Here is a 17,325-nt window from a genome sequence, read left to right as displayed (position 1 = left end):
ATGTCCAAAAAACTCAAGGAGGAATTCAATTTGGCAATTCTAATCACTGGCGGTGCAGGTTATATCGGTAGTCATACATGTGTAGAGTTATTAAATGCGGGTTATGAGTTAGTTGTACTGGATAACTTTTCAAACAGTAAGCCAGAAGTGTTAAGAAGAATAAAGGAGATTACAGGTAAGGACTTTACTTTTTATGAATCAGATCTTCTTAATGTAGATGCGATTGAATCTATCTTCTCCCAGCATGACATCAATGCTGTCATTCATTTCGCAGGATACAAAGCAGTCGGCGAGTCAGTTAGTGAGCCGCTTAAATATTATCACAACAATATTACCGGAACACTGAACCTTTGTGATGCGATGAGTAGGCATGGAGTATATGATTTAGTTTTTAGTTCCTCCGCAACCGTTTATGGTGTACCAAAACAAGTTCCGATAACTGAAGATTCCCCATTAGGAGCAACAAACCCCTATGGACGTACAAAGCAGATGATCGAAGAAATTTTGCGTGATCTGCATGTGTCTGATAATAGGTGGAGTGTTGCTCTTTTGCGTTATTTCAACCCAATTGGTGCTCATGAGAGCGGAAAGATTGGCGAAGATCCAAACGGAATTCCAAACAATCTAATGCCATATATCTCGCAAGTGGCTGCGGGCAAACTTGAGCAACTTAATGTGTTTGGAGATGACTATGAAACTCTTGATGGGACGGGAGTCAGAGACTATATTCACGTTGTAGATCTGGCAAAAGGCCATTTAAAAGCTCTTGAAAGTGTCCTGTTAACAACCGGAGTTGATGCATACAATTTAGGAACTGGTTTTGGTCACAGTGTCCTTGAAATGGTGGATGCGTTTGAACAGGCATCTGGACAAAAAATTCCTTTTGTAATAAAAGAACGTCGACCTGGAGATGTTGATAGTTGCTTTGCAGATACACGAAAAGCAAACCAGAAGTTAAATTGGGCTGCAGAGAAAACATTAACGAATATGTGTAAAGATGCATGGAATTGGCAGTCTAATAATCCAACTGGATACACAGAAGCAAATGATCTCGTAACAAGCATACAAATAGCACCATAAGTAAAGAAGTGAGGGGTAAGTAGTGAGTCTGTTTAATAAATTAACACAAGACCAATTGAAAAACATTTTAATGGACGTACAACAAAAGGGTGAAAACCTCCAGATCCATGACGCACAAGAAATGATCAATGAAATTAAAAAGCAGATTATGGCTTCTCTAAATCAAGATTACTGGGAGATTGAAAGATATGAAGAGAGCGTTTGATGTTCTTTGTGCAGCGGGTTTAATACTAGTATTATTAGCTGTTATTGGAATTGTTGCCATTCTAGTAAAAAGAAAACTAGGTTCTCCGGTCATCTTCAAACAAGAGAGACCTGGTCTTCATGCAAAACCGTTTTATCTTTATAAATTTCGAACGATGACTGATCAAAAAGACAGTTTAGGAAATCTACTGCCAGATGAAGTTCGGTTAACGGCTTTTGGCCAGTTCTTAAGAAACTATAGTCTAGATGAGCTGCCACAGCTATGGAATGTCCTTAAAGGTGATATTAGTCTTGTGGGACCGCGTCCGTTGTTGATGAGTTACTTGGAACTATATACAAAAGAACAAATGAAGCGACATGATGTAAAACCAGGTATTACAGGATGGGCGCAAGTAAACGGAAGAAACGCAATTTCTTGGGATGAGAAATTTAGACTAGATGTTTGGTATGCACAAAACCACAGTATTTTACTAGATTTAAAGATATTATTACTCACCATTAGAAAAGTATTTAAGACTGAAGGGATAAAACATGCTAATCATGCAACGATGCCAGTCTATAAGGGGAGCTTAACAGAATATGAAAAAATGTGATGCTAATATTTTATTTACGAGTTCAGGCCGAAGAGTTTCCTTAATTAATATGTTTAGAGATTATTTCATTGATAAAAGCATGACGGGCAAAATTATTACGGCTGATAATAAAAATAATGCACCAACAACATTCTTTAGTGATAGACATTATATTGTATCAAGAGTTACTGATTCAAAATATCTAAATGAGTTAATTAATATTTGTAAGAAAGAAAATATAAAACTATTAATACCGTTGATTGATACTGAATTAACGATTTTATCTAAAAACAGAAAAATATTTGAGGAACTGGGTGTAAAGGTTTTGGTTTCTAGCAATCAATTAAATGAAATAGCCTATGACAAAATAGAAACGTATAAGTTTTTTTCTGAGAATAACATAATTACACCAAAAGTTTATAGTGACGAGGAATTAAATAATAATGATTTTCGCTTCCCTCTCCTTATAAAGCCACGGAACGGCAGTTCAAGTATCGGTGTTACGAAAGTAAATAACTTAAATGAATTACTATTTTTTAAAAACTATATACAAAATGCAATGGTTCAGGAATTTGTTAAAGGTGAGGAATATACCATAGATGTAATGGTAGATATCCAGGGGAATATTAAGACAATCGTCCCACGTTTGCGTATAGAAACAAGAGCTGGAGAGGTAAGTAAAGGTGTTACTAGAAAAGACTCTTCAATAATAAATGCAGTTGAAGATGTGATGAAGAAGCTTCCAGGAGCGGTGGGCTGTATCACACTGCAATGTTTTAAAAAGGAAGATGGAGAAATCACGTTTATTGAGATTAATCCTCGTTTTGGAGGAGGTGTACCTTTAGCAATAAAAGCAGGTGCAAATTTTCCAAAATGGACAATTGATTTGATTGATGAAACTGTTTTTAATAAAACAGATCTTTCATGGCAGGAAGGTTTAACAATGCTTAGGTACGATGAGGCTGTATTTACGGAGAAATTAGAGTATGCCAATTAAAGCTGTAGTTTTCGATATGGATGATACTTTATTTAAAGAAGCGGATTATGTCTTAAGTGGTTTTTTAGCTGTAGATAAGTGGCTTAAGGAAACAATAGGACTAAGTGGTTTTTATCAGCATGCAGTAGAGCTCTTTAGTAAAGGGGAACGAAAGTACATTTTTAATCAGGTTTTAGAATCATTAAAGGTAAGGTGCAACAAGAATTTTATATGCCAGTTAATAGATGTTTATAGAAATCACACACCTATTATTTCTCTTTTTGAGGATGCAAAATACGTATTAAACAACTTACAAGATTCTATTAAAATAGGTCTAATAACGGACGGGTATTTATCCTCTCAAAAACAAAAATTTGATGCATTAGGAATTCATGAAAAATTCGACACAGTTATCTTTACAGATGAACTAGGCAGGGAGCATTGGAAACCCAATCCTCTTCCTTATGAACAGGCATGTTTGAAATTGGAGTGTTTACATTCTGAATGTATTTATATTGGTGATAATGTAAACAAAGATTTTGTAACTGCAAAAAAACTTGGATGGTTAACAGTTCATATAAACAGAAATGAAGGAATCTATAAAAAAGCAAAAGTTTCATATGAGTATGAAGCAGATTATCAAATTAATAACATGAAAGAACTATTTAATATTGAAAAATTAAAACACTTGTTTAAATTACAAGTTGTTTAAAGGGGGTTATCACATGCCACATCATTCAACCAAAAAGAGAATTTTTCTTTCCACACCGCACATGAGTGGAAACGAACAGAAGTATGTTGAACAAGCGTTTAAAACAAATTGGATCGCGCCACTCGGTCCAAATGTTGATGCTTTTGAAAAAGAATTAGCTGCATATGTTGGAGCAAGTGAAGGTGTTGCGTTGAGTTCAGGAACCGCAGCCATTCATCTTGCTCTTTCTTTATTAGGCGTGGGAAAAGGAGACATTGTCTTTTGTTCGAGTCTTACGTTTGTGGCAAGTGCTAACCCTATCCTTTATCAAGGTGCTGAGCCTGTATTTATCGACTCAGAACCAGAAACGTGGAACATGTCACCCCAAGCCCTGGAAAAAGCATTTAAAGTAGCAACACTAAACGGAAAGCTGCCAAAAGCAGTCATTGTTGTAAATCTATATGGTCAAAGTGCAAAAATGGATGAGATCCTTGCCATTTGTAACGGATATAATGTTCCGATTATAGAGGATGCAGCAGAATCACTAGGTTCTTTATACAAAGGAAAGCCAAGCGGGACTTTCGGAAAGTTTGGTATTTACTCATTTAATGGTAACAAAATTATAACGACTTCTGGAGGCGGTATGCTGGTTTCTGTGGATACTGAGGCAATAAACAAAGCGCGTTTCTTATCCACACAAGCACGGGATGAAGCCATTCATTATCAGCATAGCCAGATGGGATACAACTACCGGATGAGCAATATCCTTGCTGGAGTTGGCCGAGGTCAGCTAGAGGTTTTGGAGCAGAGGGTAATGGCAAAAAGAGATGTATTCGATTTTTATTATGAAGAGTTAGCTGAATTACCAGGCTTAAACTTCATGCCAGAACTTGAAGGAACTTATACCAATCGTTGGCTAACGGCATTAACTATAGACGAAAAAGTTACAGGGGTTTCTGCAAATACACTGATAGAAGCTTTAGCAGAAGAAAACATTGAGGCACGTCCAGTTTGGAAACCTCTGCATCTGCAGCCTTTATTCCAAGAAGCAACTTATTTCTCGCACGAAAAGGACTACAGTGTATCTGAAGAACTTTTTCATTCAGGAATTTGCCTGCCATCAGGTACTAACATGACAAAAGCGGATCAGCTGCGCGTCATAAATTGCATCAAATCTGTGTTGATTATTAATCAACCATACGTGATATCAGGTTAAAGAATCTAAAGAGTAAGGCAATAAATTTGTCTTACTCTTTTTCTACATAGTAATAAAAGTTTTGCCATTAAACTAAAAAGAGGTTAACACATTATGATCGGGAGAAATATTTATGAACTTCGGAAAAAGAAAGGGATTACGCTCTCTGAATTGGCCGATCGATCAAAAGTATCCAAGTCTTATTTAAGTAATATTGAAAGAAAATTAAACAGAAATCCTTCCATACAAGTTATTGAAAAAATAGCTACTGTCCTAGAGGTCGATGTAAAACTTCTGCTAAGTAATAAAATGGAACATGACAATACACATCTTGAAAAGGAATGGGTTGAATTTGTAGTGGAGTTAAAAAGCCTCGGAATTAATAAGGAACGAATCCATGAATATCGTGAATTAATAGAGTTTATTAAATGGAAGAAAAACGATGTTACAAACCATGAATAAATTAAACAAATAAAAGAGGAGATGATTTGGCATTTTCACAAAGTTATTTTTAAGACTTTTTCTGACAATCCTTCCGTTAATCTATATGTGGTTAATTTGGCTGCAATCCAGTCACTTTAATCCAGAATCGCTCTATGAACTAACTTACAAAATCGATGAGAGAATTCTTCTTATGATTGGAATGGCACTTGAGTTAGGGCACCTTTTTGAATTTGGGGTTCTATATTTTCTGCTGACCATTATGATCATAAGCTATGGCAGCTTAACCAAACCAAAAGAATGGCTCTGCTTTTTTGTTGCTGCCAGTTATGGATTGATAGACGAGATCCATCAAATAGCTGTGCCTTACCGGTCATTTTCTCTTCTCGATCTTTTGAAGAACATAATTGGAATCATAGCTGTATGGTATATCGTCCATAGAAGTTATTTTGTTAGAAGAAACTCAATTTTTGGGAGCAAACTAAAACAATATTCAACCTTCTTAAATCAATGAAATCATTGCGAGTTTTGTCGAAGAATTGTTCTTTAAAATGAACAAAAATAACAATATAATGAATATAGCTTTACAGTATTGTATAAAATTCACATGGATTAAAGAAGGAGGTGTAAGTTTTGGAGCGAACGAAAAATCCAACTGAATATAAGAAACCAGAAGTGCTAAGTCACCAACCTGTTCGATTTGAAACAGCTCAAAGCTGGAATCCTGGTAAAGGTAATTTAAATCACCCCGGAACCGGAAATGATGGGATAAATTGGCCGCCAAACAACCCAAATCCTACTCCAGGTGGTGCTGGAGCACCTGGAAGAGGTAGAGGGAAAGGCAGAAAAAGATAGTTTGATAGAGTCATAGATAAACCATCTTTGGCTCTTCCGAATTATTAAGGAGGGGTTTTTAATATGATAAAATTTCCTACTAAAATAGGAGATTTCATATTCGAAATACAATGCACGACAAAAGTGTTCAAAGAGTTTCTTAATACACATTTTATGACTCTTACAAAAGCACAAGTTCAAAAGCCTGATATTACAATTGTAATAAAGAATAACTATGGTGTACCGTTCGTTAACTATGATGTATCTATTAAATCAGTTGATAGCAAAATATTTTACAAAAGAGCGGACTACTTTATTGAAGTAAATAACTGTTTTAAACATGCCGTGATCTCTGTACATAACGAGCTAGCTCTAAAACATGCGCTAATGAACTTATTTAGTGCTTTTCTAGTTCATCACAATTGGGGGTTGTTGGTGCATTCTTCATGTGCGGTGGAACATGGAGTTGCACATCTTTTTGCTGGGCAATCGGGTGCTGGTAAATCAACAGTTGCAAGACTCTCAAAACCACGCAATCTACTATCTGACGAGGCTGCTATTTTAAAAATATCCAAAGATAGTATAACCATTTTTGACTCACCTTTTAGAAGCGAACTTAAACCATTAAAACTGCAAAATGCTTATCCATTAAAGAGCATTCAGTTATTAAACCAGGCATTAAAAAATGAGAGGATTTTGCTTAACAAAGCAGATGGCCTTATTCAGTTAATTGATAAAGTTTTCTATTGGCCATATTGCTCAGAAGAAACTACGCGAATCATTAAACTGTTGAAGCTTCTTGTGAAACAGGTGCCAATCTATGAGCTGCATTTTCAGAAAAACAATATGTTTTGGGAGCTGATATCGTGAATGCAAAATATGTGCAGCGGAGCCAATGTGAAGCGACGCAACTCGAAGATGAATGGGTCATACTCGATACTCATCTTCATACCATTACTAAAATAAACGAAGTGGGTGGATTTTGCTGGTCTTTACTTACACAACCAAAATCATTAGATATGTTAGTCCAGGCTGTAACAGATAAATATAATGCCAAGAGTTCAATTGAGACTGTCCAGCAAGATGTTGGAAATTTCTTATCCGATTTAATTAGCTACGGGTTGTTAGAGCATGCAAGTTAATCAAGTAACTGTAGATTTAGTACGACGTGTTGTGAAAAAAAAGGGAAGTATTTTACTTCCAGCTCATGGTAAAAGTATGTTTCCATTCATTAGACAGGGAGACATCTGCCATTTCGATGCATGTGATCCCAAAACCTATAAAAGAGGAGATATTGTTTTATTTACAGTTGGTTCGAACCGATTAATAGCACACAGATTTATGAAAAAAATACATAAAGATAATCAAACCTATTATCTTTTTAAAGGAGATACAAATCTTCTTTTCGATGAACCGATTACACAAGAACAAATCTTAGGGAAGATGACTGCAATTGAAAGAAAAAACAAAAAAGTAAATTTGGAGAATGTGTGGAGCAATATTTGGAGTTTGTTGATCATCAACCTTCCAATGATGTCCAAACTGTTGCGTAAGTTTATTTACAGGAAGGGAGATTTCCAATACTAACTGAACCTGGAGCTGAGCGTATGATCTTAAAAATAAAATTTGTACTAAATACAATAAGACCATACCTTTCCATGAAGGACGTTCGGAAAACCTTTCAATTATTGACACCCTTTATCAGAAAGTATTGGAAAGCTTATATCATTCTTTTTATATTGCTTGGAGTGGATATTGCATTAATTCTTTCGTTTGCATGGTTCTTTGGGAATATTACAGATGCCGCTATCCATTCAGATCTCGAACGAATAAAAGATCTAATTCTAATAGGTATAATTCTGACTGGACTAAGTATTGGTTCCGGTTTTGTTAGCATTTATTATGACACGGTGGCGACAAATGCTGTAAAAAAAGATCTGAAGGATAAACTTCTTCATCATATTTTGCGCCTGCAGGCAAGTTCTACTTCCAAAGTACATTCAGGAGAGCTGTTATCACATTTTACAAACGATATACATAGTGTTGATGGCGTAATAGGAAGCAGTTTAATCAATTTCATCAGGCTGCCTTTTATTTATGTTGCGGTATTTATTTATTTGTTCCAAATTAATTGGATGCTCTGTTTATTAAGTATGATTATTGCCCCAATTGCTGTTGCTTCGAGTATTGGTTTTGGATTTTTATTAAGGCGAAACAGCAGGCAAATTCATGTTTTATACGGGCAAATAAATACCGTATTAAATGAAATTTTTCAGGGGTTACCAGTGATTCGTTCGTTTCTTATGGAAAAAGAATTTTATAAAAAACATGCCACAAAGAACGAACAGCTGTATCAGTTGGAATTGCAAAACGCAAAGCTGCAGGGGTGGTTTAGTGCTGGAGGGGAACTGATTAGTTCATTAACTTTTCTGATTAGTATTTCTTTAGGGGCTTACTTTGTGTCTGTGAAAATTTTGACCATAGGCGCATTGCTTACTTTTATCAATTTGGTACATCATCTCGTTTATCCGTTAACTGATCTTGCTTCTAAATGGGCAGGGTTTCAACATTCTGTATCTGCACTGGAAAGGATATTTAACATATTGGAGCAACAACCCGAATCATTGAAGTTGCCGGTATTTAATCAGGTGGTTAAAAAAAGCATAAGTATAGAGTTTAATAATGTTACCTTTGGCTATGAAAAAAATAGTAGTATTTTCAAGGATCTTTCATTGGAGTTTCCTGAGAACAGAGTGGTGGCTCTTGTCGGACCAAGCGGGGCAGGAAAGAGTACTTTATTTAAACTTTTGCAAGGATTTTATAAACCACAATCAGGTGAAATCTTTCTGAATGGCGTTGCAACAGAACAGCTAATTATCTCTGAACTTCGAAGTGCAATTGCCTATGTGCCTCAGGAAACGTACTTGTTTGATGGAACCATACGGGAAAACTTATTGCTTGCCCGTCCAGAAGTGACTGAAGAAAAAATGATGAGTGCAGCAGACTCAGCTTATATTCATGATTTCATTTGTTCTCTTCCTGAAGGATATGATACTGAGATTGGTGAGCGGGGGATTAAGTTATCAGGCGGTCAAAAGCAAAGAATAGCAATTGCAAGAGCCATCTTAAAAGATGCGCCAATTCTTTTATTAGATGAAGCAACATCAGCATTAGATAATGAAACGGAACATCGTGTTCAAAAAGCATTAAATAATCTAATGAAGAATCGAACGACGATTGTCATAGCTCATCGATTATCTACCATTCAGCATGCAGATGTCATCATGGTGATGGATGAAGGAGAGATTGTGCAAACCGGGACACATCAGGAACTAATGAAAATAAACGGACTATATAGGAACTTACAGGGTCACCCTTTAAACAAGCGTTTAAAAGTGTACTCTAGAACGATATAAGAAAGGGGGCATTTAACTTGATACAAAATTTTATCCAAACACTGTTTAATGAGAAAGTACAACTTCCTAATGAAATAGGTCGATTTAAAGACTGCTTAAATGACAAAGACTTTCTATCAGTAGGTTCTACAATCTACTCCCTTTTAAAGAGACAGAACAAGCTCCATCAAACTCCAGACTTTTTTCAAATTAAGTTACAAGAAATTTATACTGATACACTCTACAAGAACATATTTATTAAAAACCAAACCCTGCAGATTTTAAATGAATTTGAGAAGCGGGGTATAGAAGTAATTCCGATAAAAGGCCCCTTGTTTACGGAAAAGTATTTTGGTGATTTAGGAGCTAGATACTCATCAGATATTGATTTGCTTGTTCGGAAAGAAGACGTTAATAGAGCAGTTGAATGTATAAAACAATTAGGATTTCGTACAGAAAAAGAAGAAATAGAGCAACATTTTCATTGTGGTTTTTATAAAGAAATTACTAACTCCCCTTGTCCTTTGGCAGTTGAATTACATTGGGATTTGGTTAAAGAGGATACGTCGAACATGGATTTAAGAGCCTTTTGGGGTGAGGCCGTGCGCTTTCAATCTACATATCATTATGTAAAAGAACTCTCAGATTATCATGCATTTTATATGATCTGTCTTCATGGCTGGAGACATAATCTGGATTCTTTAAAATATTACTTAGATATTATTCAAATGATTAACGTACTTTCTTTTAGTTTAGACTTTTCGAGGTTAATAAAAGAAGCCGAAAAACATCAAACTAAAAAGAGGCTTATTAGAACCCTTTCGAACGTTTATAATCAGTATCCTTTTCTAGCGAGTATTAAATATTTCCCTTCCCAGATATATGGTAAGAGTAAGAGTTATAAGATATCTGAAAAAAAACCTCTTAATCAGTATATTGATTTTTTAGACTATCAATTTTTAAGTTATGATTCATTAACTCATCGGCTAATTGAGTTTAAAAAGTGGTTAATACCGTCTAAAAGTGAAATGTCATTACAGTTAGGATTAACGAATAATTCTTTTCTTATATTAGATTATTTTACTCTATATAAGAGGAGAGTCACTAATTTTTGGAATACATTGTGGTAAATTTCTACACTGACATAAGCAGTGTATTTTTTATAACTAATACGTTCTATATATTGAACAGAACGATTCATAATGCCCATCTATCTAAGCATATAAATAAAAATACGAAACGGCTGGAGGTATTTGTGAATATAAGAGTTAATCAAGCGTTTAAAAATATTGATACAAAGTGGTTAAGCCTTAAGGGGATTAGTGTGAAAGAAATTCGGATTTTCTTGGCTATGCAAGAAAGTAATTTTACCGTAAAGGAAGAGGTGAAGTTGTGATTCGGTTAGGCGAGGGGGTATATTTGTGCTATTTAAATGGCCACCGTTTAAAAATTATCTATAAAGGAAACAACATTTGTGAACTTTACCTTGAAAATGAATATCAAGGAACTGCACCATTTGATTATGTAAAAAAGAAACTTGGTCAACTTGAAAAAAGGTGGAGTACTTCAAAAATTCAAAACTACCATTTTAAAGAATTATTATCAAAATTTGATCAATCCATATAAAAGGACCGAAGCTAAATGATTTGGCTCCGGTCTTTTGCATTATCCATTCACAACTTTCCCACCATTAATATGAATCATCTGACCAGACACATAAGAAGAATCTTCACTCGCCAGGTATACATAGGCTGGTGCAAGTTCCTCTGGCTGTCCCGGGCGACCCATTGGTGTGTCTTTACCAAACTGTTCAACTTTATCCGCTGAAAATGTTGACGGGATAAGCGGAGTCCAGATTGGTCCTGGTGCAACACCGTTGACGCGAATTCCTTTTTTTACAAGGTTGTTAGAAAGGGAGCGGGTGAAGGAAACGATCGCACCTTTCGTTGAAGCGTAATCGATCAGCTCAGGGTGACCCTGATACGCTGTAATAGAAGCTGTATTGATGATGCTGCTCCCTTGCTTTAAATGAGGAAGAACGGCTTTTGTTAAGTGGAACATAGAGAAAATATTTGTACGGAACGTTTTTTCTAACTGTTCAGCGGTAATGTCTTCAAAGTTTTGCTGCGGATGTTGTTCGGCCGCATTGTTCACTAATACGTCGAGTCCTCCGAATGATCCGACTACATCACGTACAGCTTGTTCACAAAACGACTCATCTCCTATATCTCCTCGAATAAGTAAACACTTTACGCCTTCTTCTTCTATTTGTCTCTTTGTTTCTTCTGCATCACCGGATTCTTCTAAGTAAACAATTGCTACATTGGCACCTTCTTTAGCAAAAGCGATTGCAGCTGCTTTACCAATTCCACTGTCACCACCCGTGATCAGCGTTGTTTTACCTTTTAGCTTTCCGCTCCCTTTATAGGATGGACTCTCTGATTGTGGTCGTGGTGTCATTTCGGATTCAACACCAGGTTGTTGGTTTTGGTGTTGAGCAGGTTGTCCTGTTGGATGACTTTGGTTAGACATTTCATACATCACTCCTTTTTAATCTCTCATAACTCCTTTCTTCCCATCTCACAATGGAATAAACATTGGTAAGTGCCATTTATAAATTTTTTTCTCCACAATGACTATATATTCTTGTTATTAATAAGGAAAAGAACTCCCTTGTTCATTAATCTCACGAATTTTGCGGATAATCTCACGAAAACGAATCATAATCTCACGAGTTTTTCCCGTAATCTCACAGAAAATAAAGTATACTCGCGAGCCGACACTTATAGACACACCCGTACCGCTCAAAGGAAATAAAAGTTGATCCTAATAAGCGCGCTAGGTACCTTATGGATCAGCTATTTAAAATTAATTTCACAAGCATTTCTCCTCGATGGCTCTTTTTTTCTTTTTCCAAACACTTATAGATGAGTCAATTAATAGGAGGAAGAAAATAATGCGAGCAGGTAACATTTATCAATTTAAACATTTAAGTAAATTTAAGAGCGTGGGGGAGTTCAATCAACACAAGGAAAGGTTTCTGCAGCTTCATCCAGAACTCTTTACTCGTTCTGAGTTCATCGCATTCGAAGTGCTGAGTCAGTATAGCGTTGTTGTACCGGGTGTGGCTAACGCGAAGATTGGTACACTTGTCTCGGCATGTGCAGGGAAGCAAGGAGGAATATCGAGAGCAACCTTCGTAAGAATGCTGCGAAAAGCAAAATCAACAGGTTTCCTTAAAATACATAAAACGTATCGAACACATGGAGGATTCGCTCATAATGTTTTTGTTTTTCACCCAATTGCTGTATCGGATGAAACACAAATGACTCATCGAGAGGAAATCAAAACCCCTTCAGGTAGTAAGGAGGAACCCACGCAATCGGCACCCGAATCTATGAATCTCTTTTCAAATCTAGAAAATAAAGATATAAACTTACGTCAGGAAAAGAGCGTCAGTATCACTCATCACCAGCCTAAAAGTACTCCACAACTCAAAGATCTCGATTACACCTTTGTACCAGATAATGTTCCCAAAGAATTTATCCAAACGGTGAAACCATTCTTCGATAGAGCCACAGAAATCTACAACTTCTGGCATAAAGCGCTAACTGCTTACCAAAAGTTTAACTTTGAAACACCTCTCGAGCACTTTACTCCTATTGTGATCGATGCCTTCAAAACCACTGTCTTCCATTACAAGCATCGGAAAATCAAAACAAGCTTTATGCAGTATTACTATGGAACACTTAGCGGAATGTTTAGTACGGAAAAGAGGAGAGAGTATGCAACTTTTCAAAAAACGCCGAGGTATAACTGGTTAGACGTTTAAAATGTTACTAATTAAAGACGGCCAAAACAAAAGCCAGCAACCTAATTGCTGACCTCCATTACTTCCACTTTTTCATTTTTTCTTTTAGAAAATCACGGACTTCTTCTGCTTCTGCTCGATCGATACCTTGAAACTGGCCATCGTGCTTAACGATGAAAAAACTATCATTTGGTTTTTTCTTTCCGTATGCAAGATCATATCCGTTATCAACATTACAAACAATTTTATAAGGTGATCGGTAAAATGGCTGCATATCGAGTGGTCCATTTACTATATCTTCAAAGGCTTGTAAGTCGTTATCAATTGATACGATTGATGGGCGTTTGGTAGGTTCAACCATTAAAACTGAAATTGTAGACAAAGACGGTACCTCCTTATTTATCCTACTAATTGCATAGTATCATATGCCTGATTAATTGGTAATGGGTGTAAATTAAGGATTTTTGTCGAAATATTACAAAAATGCCAATTATATCAGAAAAATATATTCCGTTACATTAATTTGAATTTATCCCTTATAATTCAACAGAATTCAGACAGAATGAGTTTTTATGTTATTACTTTAAAAAAGTATAACAAAAAACCAGACCTTAGCAAGGTCTGGTTCTAAATTCCTATTAATTTAAATATTCATTCAATAAATTGTGAATACGCTCTTTCTCCGTATCATCAACGATTCCATAATAAGTTCCGCCAATCATTTTACCAGAACTTTTTATTTCAGTAGACTGCATGGTATGCCGTGCGCCTTTGTAATTCTTCTGTATATCTTTCATTTCCTGGAATGTCATGTTCGTTTTGACGTTATCACTTAAAATATCAAGAATGTTATCAAATTTAGTAATAGAAGAAACACGAGCACCTTTGTCAATAATAGATGTAATTACCTGGCGTTGACGATCGTTACGACCTAAATCACCTTTTGGGTCTTGATATCTCATTCTTGAGTAGGCTAATGCTTCTTCACCATTTAGTTCCTGATTTCCTTTCGGAAAAGTAAAACCGCCATCAGAAAAGGCTCTGGAATTATTTACTTCTACACCGCCAACCGCGTCAACTATATCTTTAAAAGATTCCATATTAACTTTTACATAGTAATCAATAGGTGTATCAAGGAAATTCTCTACAGTGTCCATCGACATCTGTGTACCACCGAATGCATAGGCATGGTTGATTTTATCATCTGTTCCCTTACCGATAATTTCAGTACGTGTATCACGTGGGATACTGAACATTAACATTCTATCGTCTTTAGGATCAACTGCTACAATAATTATAGTATCCGAGCGGCCACTATCTCCCTCACGTTCATCCACACCTAATAACATAATAGAAATAGGTTTTAAATCTTCTTCTTTACCTGTAATCACAGGTTTTGGTTTATCGGTTTGCACTTTCTCGTGCATTTCGGTGACAGCATCCTTCGCGGTATCGTAAAGGTAATAGGCATATCCGCCAACCCCAACCACACCTAGTCCAACAATAATTCCAAGGACAATAAAAAACTTCTTCATTTATACTATCGCTTCTTTCTAAGTTAGAATAAAATCTCTATCCGAAGTATATCATGCATGGGGTTCATTGAATATTTTAATTTAATAAACATATTACATATTGAAAAAGATATGTTACAATAATGTTAAATTACGACCAATTTTTACATAAAAATATAAAATGGTACCTTAATTTACAAATAATTGTGTTATAATACAACGGATTCAATAAATAATCAATTATCACGTGGAGGCATTATGGAAGAAACGATTTCGTTAAAAGACATTGCCGTTACACTTAAAAAACGGCTGTCATTAATCGCATTAATCGCTATTATAGCGGTAGCTGTCAGTGGCATTATATCTTATTTTATACTCACACCGGTTTATCAAGCGTCAACACAAATCCTGGTTAATCAAAAATCTAGTGAACAGCCTGTCCTTGATCCAAATCAAGTTCGTACAAACATAGAAATGATTAACACATATAGTGTCATTATTAAGAGTCCTACAATTTTAGATAAAGTAGTTAAAGAATTAGATTTAAACCAAACTACAGAACAATTAACAGAAACGATTACTGTAAACAGTGAGCAAAATGCTCAAGTTTTCAATTTGACTGTTGAAAATGAAGATCCAGCCCAAGCGGTGAAAATTGCAAATGCGATTGGAAAGACATTTAGTGATGAAATTCCAGAAATAATGAATGTTGATAACGTTAAAATTCTTTCGCCAGCTATATTAAAAGATAACCCAACTCCTGTTAATCCGAAGCCATTGCTAAACATGGCAATTGCATTAGTTTTAGGTTTAATGGCAGGAGTATGTCTAGCTTTCTTATTAGAGTACTTGGATAACACGATTAAGACAGAAGAAGACATTCAAAATATTCTTCAACTACCAGTACTCGGAGCAATTCCAAAGATATCGGTAGAAGATGAGAAAGCACCTAACTCAAAAAAGTTAGCAGCTAAGAAGATGGGAAGTGGAACCCTTGAGTCGTAAATTCAGAAAAACCATTTCAGATTTAACCCAAAGAAGTTTGATTGCGCATAATAATCCAAAATCGCCTATTTCAGAACAATACAGAACTATTCGTACCAATATCCAATTTGCTTCTGTAGATAAAGAGTTTAAAACGCTTATGGTTACTTCATCTGGTCCAGGGGAAGGGAAATCTACAACTGCAGCGAACTTAGCGGTTGTTCTCGCGCAGCAAGGGAAACGAGTGCTTCTCATTGATGGAGATCTTCGTAAACCAACCGTACATTACACGTTTAAGGTAAGTAATATTTACGGTGTTACAAACGTGCTTACTCGTCAAATGCCATTAAAAGATACAGTTGTTAAGACGAAAATTCCTGATTTAGATGTGTTACCGAGTGGCCCAGTGCCGCCTAATCCATCTGAATTAATAAATTCAAAGTCTATGGATAATTTGATAGAAGAAGCACAAGGGTTTTATGACTATATTCTGTTCGATACACCGCCAGTACTTGCTGTAACAGACGGTCAGTTGTTATCTAGTAAAGTAGATGGCGTTATCCTCGTTGTTTCCTCTGGTAAGACAGAAGTTGAAGCTGCGGTTAAAGCAAGAGACTTATTATTACATGCGAAAGCGAAGGTAATCGGAACTGTGCTAAATGCAAAAGATATCTCGAACGACAATTATTACTATTATTACGGAGCAAATTAATAGCTTTACAAAATTCGACAATCTTTGACGTTGTAAAATTATGTATCTATGGTAATATAACGATAGATTTCCAAAAGTAAGAAAATAGAACTAGTGTATAAAAGCACTAGTTCTATAGTCCTTTAAAAGGTGGATTACTTCTATGATAGACATACATAGTCACATTTTGCCGGGAATTGATGATGGGGCTCAAACATTACAAGATGCAGTGGATATGGCGGAAGAAGCTGTTAGAGAAGGAATCACTCATCTTTTTGCAACTCCTCATCACCGAAATGGAAGATATGAAAATGAAAAGGATACAACCATTAAACATGTCGCTCTGCTTAACAAAGAATTAAAAAGCAGAGAAATCCCATTAATTATCTTACCCGGCCAAGAGATCAGGCTGTACAAAGAACTAATTGAAGATCTTGATCGGGGTGTTTTGCTTCCATTACACCATGAGTTGAAATATTTGTTAATTGAATTTCCCTCTAGCAATGTTCCGAATTATGCCGCTGAAATTCTCTATGAACTTAGTCTCAGAAACTACCAACCTATTATTGTTCATCCGGAACGCAACAGTGAACTCTTAGAAAAACCTGACTTGTTACATAATTTCATTAGTGAAGGCGCTTTAGCGCAAGTAACTGCAAATTCAGTAATCGGTAACTTCGGAAGAAAAATAATGAATTTTTCCCATGATTTAATAAAATCCAAAATGGCCCACTTCATTGCATCAGATGCACATAACACAACGAGCCGTGGTTTTCACCTAACAAGAGCATATGAAACTATACAAAAAATGTATGGAATTGATACTAGATACTATCTTCAAGAAAATGCACACCTTGTAATGAAGGGTGAAAGCATTTTAATAGAACAACCACATCATATTAGAAAGAAAAAGTTCTTAGGGATTTTTTAAAGGGGG

General features: G+C 35.8%; 23 protein-coding genes. 20 read left to right on the top strand and 3 right to left on the bottom strand.

Features of this window, described 5'->3' with window-relative positions; translation table 11 throughout:
• Positions 1–30 precede the first annotated feature (30 nt).
• From galE to ACFQ4X_RS14445, 16 genes are all read left to right on the top strand, one after another.
• Positions 31–1,080 carry a UDP-glucose 4-epimerase GalE gene (gene galE / locus ACFQ4X_RS14520; protein WP_379836285.1) on the top strand — a complete coding sequence of 350 codons (1,050 nt, stop codon included), beginning with the start codon at positions 31–33 and terminating at the stop codon, positions 1,078–1,080.
• 22 nt (positions 1,081–1,102) lie between these two features.
• Positions 1,103–1,285: a hypothetical protein gene (locus ACFQ4X_RS14515; protein WP_379836283.1), complete on the top strand. Its 183-nt coding sequence runs from the start codon at positions 1,103–1,105 to the stop codon at positions 1,283–1,285.
• Positions 1,269–1,877, top strand: coding sequence for a sugar transferase (locus ACFQ4X_RS14510; RefSeq protein WP_379836281.1), 609 nt, complete (start codon positions 1,269–1,271; stop codon positions 1,875–1,877). Before ACFQ4X_RS14515 ends, ACFQ4X_RS14510 begins: the two co-directional genes overlap by 17 nt.
• On the top strand, positions 1,864–2,853 hold the full coding sequence (locus tag ACFQ4X_RS14505) for an ATP-grasp domain-containing protein (protein ID WP_379836279.1): 990 nt from the start codon (positions 1,864–1,866) through the stop codon (positions 2,851–2,853). Before ACFQ4X_RS14510 ends, ACFQ4X_RS14505 begins: the two co-directional genes overlap by 14 nt.
• Positions 2,843–3,544, top strand: coding sequence for an HAD family hydrolase (locus ACFQ4X_RS14500; RefSeq protein ID WP_379836277.1), 702 nt, complete (start codon positions 2,843–2,845; stop codon positions 3,542–3,544). The genes ACFQ4X_RS14505 and ACFQ4X_RS14500 overlap by 11 nt, the downstream gene beginning before the upstream one ends.
• Before the next feature lie 13 nt (positions 3,545–3,557).
• Complete coding sequence (locus ACFQ4X_RS14495; RefSeq protein WP_379836275.1) at positions 3,558–4,739, top strand: DegT/DnrJ/EryC1/StrS family aminotransferase; 1,182 nt, start codon at positions 3,558–3,560, stop codon at positions 4,737–4,739.
• 93 nt (positions 4,740–4,832) lie between these two features.
• On the top strand, positions 4,833–5,180 hold the full coding sequence (locus tag ACFQ4X_RS14490; RefSeq protein WP_379836273.1) for a helix-turn-helix domain-containing protein: 348 nt from the start codon (positions 4,833–4,835) through the stop codon (positions 5,178–5,180).
• A 31-nt stretch (positions 5,181–5,211) separates the two neighbouring features.
• Positions 5,212–5,673 carry a VanZ family protein gene (locus ACFQ4X_RS14485; protein WP_379837180.1) on the top strand — a complete coding sequence of 154 codons (462 nt, stop codon included), beginning with the start codon at positions 5,212–5,214 and terminating at the stop codon, positions 5,671–5,673.
• A gap of 119 nt (positions 5,674–5,792) precedes the next feature.
• Complete coding sequence (locus tag ACFQ4X_RS14480; RefSeq protein WP_379836271.1) at positions 5,793–6,014, top strand: hypothetical protein; 222 nt, start codon at positions 5,793–5,795, stop codon at positions 6,012–6,014.
• Positions 6,015–6,077: 63 nt separating this feature from the next.
• On the top strand, positions 6,078–6,863 hold the full coding sequence (locus tag ACFQ4X_RS14475; RefSeq protein ID WP_379836269.1) for a hypothetical protein: 786 nt from the start codon (positions 6,078–6,080) through the stop codon (positions 6,861–6,863).
• The gene (locus ACFQ4X_RS14470; RefSeq protein WP_379836267.1) at positions 6,860–7,135 is read left to right on the top strand and encodes a PqqD family protein; all 276 of its coding nucleotides are present in this window, start codon (positions 6,860–6,862) and stop codon (positions 7,133–7,135) included. The genes ACFQ4X_RS14475 and ACFQ4X_RS14470 overlap by 4 nt, the downstream gene beginning before the upstream one ends.
• Positions 7,125–7,580: a signal peptidase I gene (locus ACFQ4X_RS14465; RefSeq protein WP_379836265.1), complete on the top strand. Its 456-nt coding sequence runs from the start codon at positions 7,125–7,127 to the stop codon at positions 7,578–7,580. Before ACFQ4X_RS14470 ends, ACFQ4X_RS14465 begins: the two co-directional genes overlap by 11 nt.
• Before the next feature lie 20 nt (positions 7,581–7,600).
• Entirely contained in the window at positions 7,601–9,409 is a 1,809-nt protein-coding gene (locus ACFQ4X_RS14460; protein ID WP_379836263.1) for an ABC transporter ATP-binding protein, read from the top strand.
• Positions 9,410–9,426: 17 nt separating this feature from the next.
• A complete protein-coding gene (locus ACFQ4X_RS14455; RefSeq protein ID WP_379836261.1) occupies positions 9,427–10,518 on the top strand; it encodes a nucleotidyltransferase domain-containing protein in 1,092 nt (363 codons plus the stop codon).
• A gap of 125 nt (positions 10,519–10,643) precedes the next feature.
• Positions 10,644–10,784, top strand: a complete 141-nt coding sequence (locus ACFQ4X_RS14450; RefSeq protein WP_379836259.1) for a hypothetical protein — start codon at positions 10,644–10,646, stop codon at positions 10,782–10,784.
• Between the two features lie 23 nt (positions 10,785–10,807).
• Positions 10,808–11,014, top strand: coding sequence for a hypothetical protein (locus ACFQ4X_RS14445; RefSeq protein WP_379836257.1), 207 nt, complete (start codon positions 10,808–10,810; stop codon positions 11,012–11,014).
• A 39-nt stretch (positions 11,015–11,053) separates the two neighbouring features.
• Here the strand turns inward: ACFQ4X_RS14445 and ACFQ4X_RS14440 are convergent, their stop codons facing one another.
• The gene (locus ACFQ4X_RS14440) at positions 11,054–11,920 is read right to left on the bottom strand and encodes an SDR family oxidoreductase (RefSeq protein ID WP_379836255.1); all 867 of its coding nucleotides are present in this window, start codon (positions 11,918–11,920) and stop codon (positions 11,054–11,056) included.
• 424 nt (positions 11,921–12,344) lie between these two features.
• On the opposite strand from ACFQ4X_RS14440, the gene ACFQ4X_RS14435 reads away from it, so the two are divergent.
• The gene (locus tag ACFQ4X_RS14435) at positions 12,345–13,220 is read left to right on the top strand and encodes a hypothetical protein (RefSeq protein ID WP_379836253.1); all 876 of its coding nucleotides are present in this window, start codon (positions 12,345–12,347) and stop codon (positions 13,218–13,220) included.
• A gap of 58 nt (positions 13,221–13,278) precedes the next feature.
• Here ACFQ4X_RS14435 and ACFQ4X_RS14430 read toward each other — a convergent pair whose 3' ends face one another.
• Together ACFQ4X_RS14430 and ACFQ4X_RS14425 are read right to left on the bottom strand one after the other, a co-directional pair.
• Positions 13,279–13,581 carry a hypothetical protein gene (locus ACFQ4X_RS14430; RefSeq protein WP_379836251.1) on the bottom strand — a complete coding sequence of 101 codons (303 nt, stop codon included), beginning with the start codon at positions 13,579–13,581 and terminating at the stop codon, positions 13,279–13,281.
• A gap of 256 nt (positions 13,582–13,837) precedes the next feature.
• Positions 13,838–14,734 (bottom strand): LCP family protein, encoded by an 897-nt coding sequence (locus tag ACFQ4X_RS14425; protein WP_379836249.1) that lies wholly within the window; start codon positions 14,732–14,734, stop codon positions 13,838–13,840.
• Positions 14,735–14,971: 237 nt separating this feature from the next.
• On the opposite strand from ACFQ4X_RS14425, the gene ACFQ4X_RS14420 reads away from it, so the two are divergent.
• From ACFQ4X_RS14420 to ACFQ4X_RS14410, 3 genes are all read left to right on the top strand, one after another.
• On the top strand, positions 14,972–15,718 hold the full coding sequence (locus ACFQ4X_RS14420) for a YveK family protein (RefSeq protein ID WP_379836247.1): 747 nt from the start codon (positions 14,972–14,974) through the stop codon (positions 15,716–15,718).
• On the top strand, positions 15,708–16,409 hold the full coding sequence (locus ACFQ4X_RS14415) for a CpsD/CapB family tyrosine-protein kinase (RefSeq protein ID WP_379836245.1): 702 nt from the start codon (positions 15,708–15,710) through the stop codon (positions 16,407–16,409). The genes ACFQ4X_RS14420 and ACFQ4X_RS14415 overlap by 11 nt, the downstream gene beginning before the upstream one ends.
• Positions 16,410–16,551: 142 nt before the next feature.
• A complete protein-coding gene (locus tag ACFQ4X_RS14410; RefSeq protein ID WP_379836243.1) occupies positions 16,552–17,319 on the top strand; it encodes a tyrosine-protein phosphatase in 768 nt (255 codons plus the stop codon).
• Positions 17,320–17,325: the final 6 nt, after the last annotated feature.

This window comes from Fictibacillus halophilus (assembly GCF_042680145.1).
In the GTDB taxonomy this organism is placed as follows: domain Bacteria; phylum Bacillota; class Bacilli; order Bacillales; family Fictibacillaceae; genus Fictibacillus; species Fictibacillus halophilus_A.
Note: the sequence above shows the minus strand (reverse complement) of the source record. Positions and strands in the feature narration are given on the sequence as shown.

Coding starts and splice junctions, on each gene's coding strand:
- ACFQ4X_RS14460 (WP_379836263.1), top strand. CDS start 7,601: ATGATCTTAAAAATAAAATTTGTACTAAATACAATAAGACCATACCTT.
- ACFQ4X_RS14500 (WP_379836277.1), top strand. CDS start 2,843: ATGCCAATTAAAGCTGTAGTTTTCGATATGGATGATACTTTATTTAAA.
- ACFQ4X_RS14410 (WP_379836243.1), top strand. CDS start 16,552: ATGATAGACATACATAGTCACATTTTGCCGGGAATTGATGATGGGGCT.
- ACFQ4X_RS14490 (WP_379836273.1), top strand. CDS start 4,833: ATGATCGGGAGAAATATTTATGAACTTCGGAAAAAGAAAGGGATTACG.
- ACFQ4X_RS14425 (WP_379836249.1), bottom strand. CDS start 14,734: ATGAAGAAGTTTTTTATTGTCCTTGGAATTATTGTTGGACTAGGTGTG.
- ACFQ4X_RS14435 (WP_379836253.1), top strand. CDS start 12,345: ATGCGAGCAGGTAACATTTATCAATTTAAACATTTAAGTAAATTTAAG.
- ACFQ4X_RS14420 (WP_379836247.1), top strand. CDS start 14,972: ATGGAAGAAACGATTTCGTTAAAAGACATTGCCGTTACACTTAAAAAA.
- ACFQ4X_RS14465 (WP_379836265.1), top strand. CDS start 7,125: ATGCAAGTTAATCAAGTAACTGTAGATTTAGTACGACGTGTTGTGAAA.
- ACFQ4X_RS14495 (WP_379836275.1), top strand. CDS start 3,558: ATGCCACATCATTCAACCAAAAAGAGAATTTTTCTTTCCACACCGCAC.
- ACFQ4X_RS14505 (WP_379836279.1), top strand. CDS start 1,864: ATGAAAAAATGTGATGCTAATATTTTATTTACGAGTTCAGGCCGAAGA.
- ACFQ4X_RS14510 (WP_379836281.1), top strand. CDS start 1,269: ATGAAGAGAGCGTTTGATGTTCTTTGTGCAGCGGGTTTAATACTAGTA.
- ACFQ4X_RS14440 (WP_379836255.1), bottom strand. CDS start 11,920: ATGTCTAACCAAAGTCATCCAACAGGACAACCTGCTCAACACCAAAAC.
- ACFQ4X_RS14475 (WP_379836269.1), top strand. CDS start 6,078: ATGATAAAATTTCCTACTAAAATAGGAGATTTCATATTCGAAATACAA.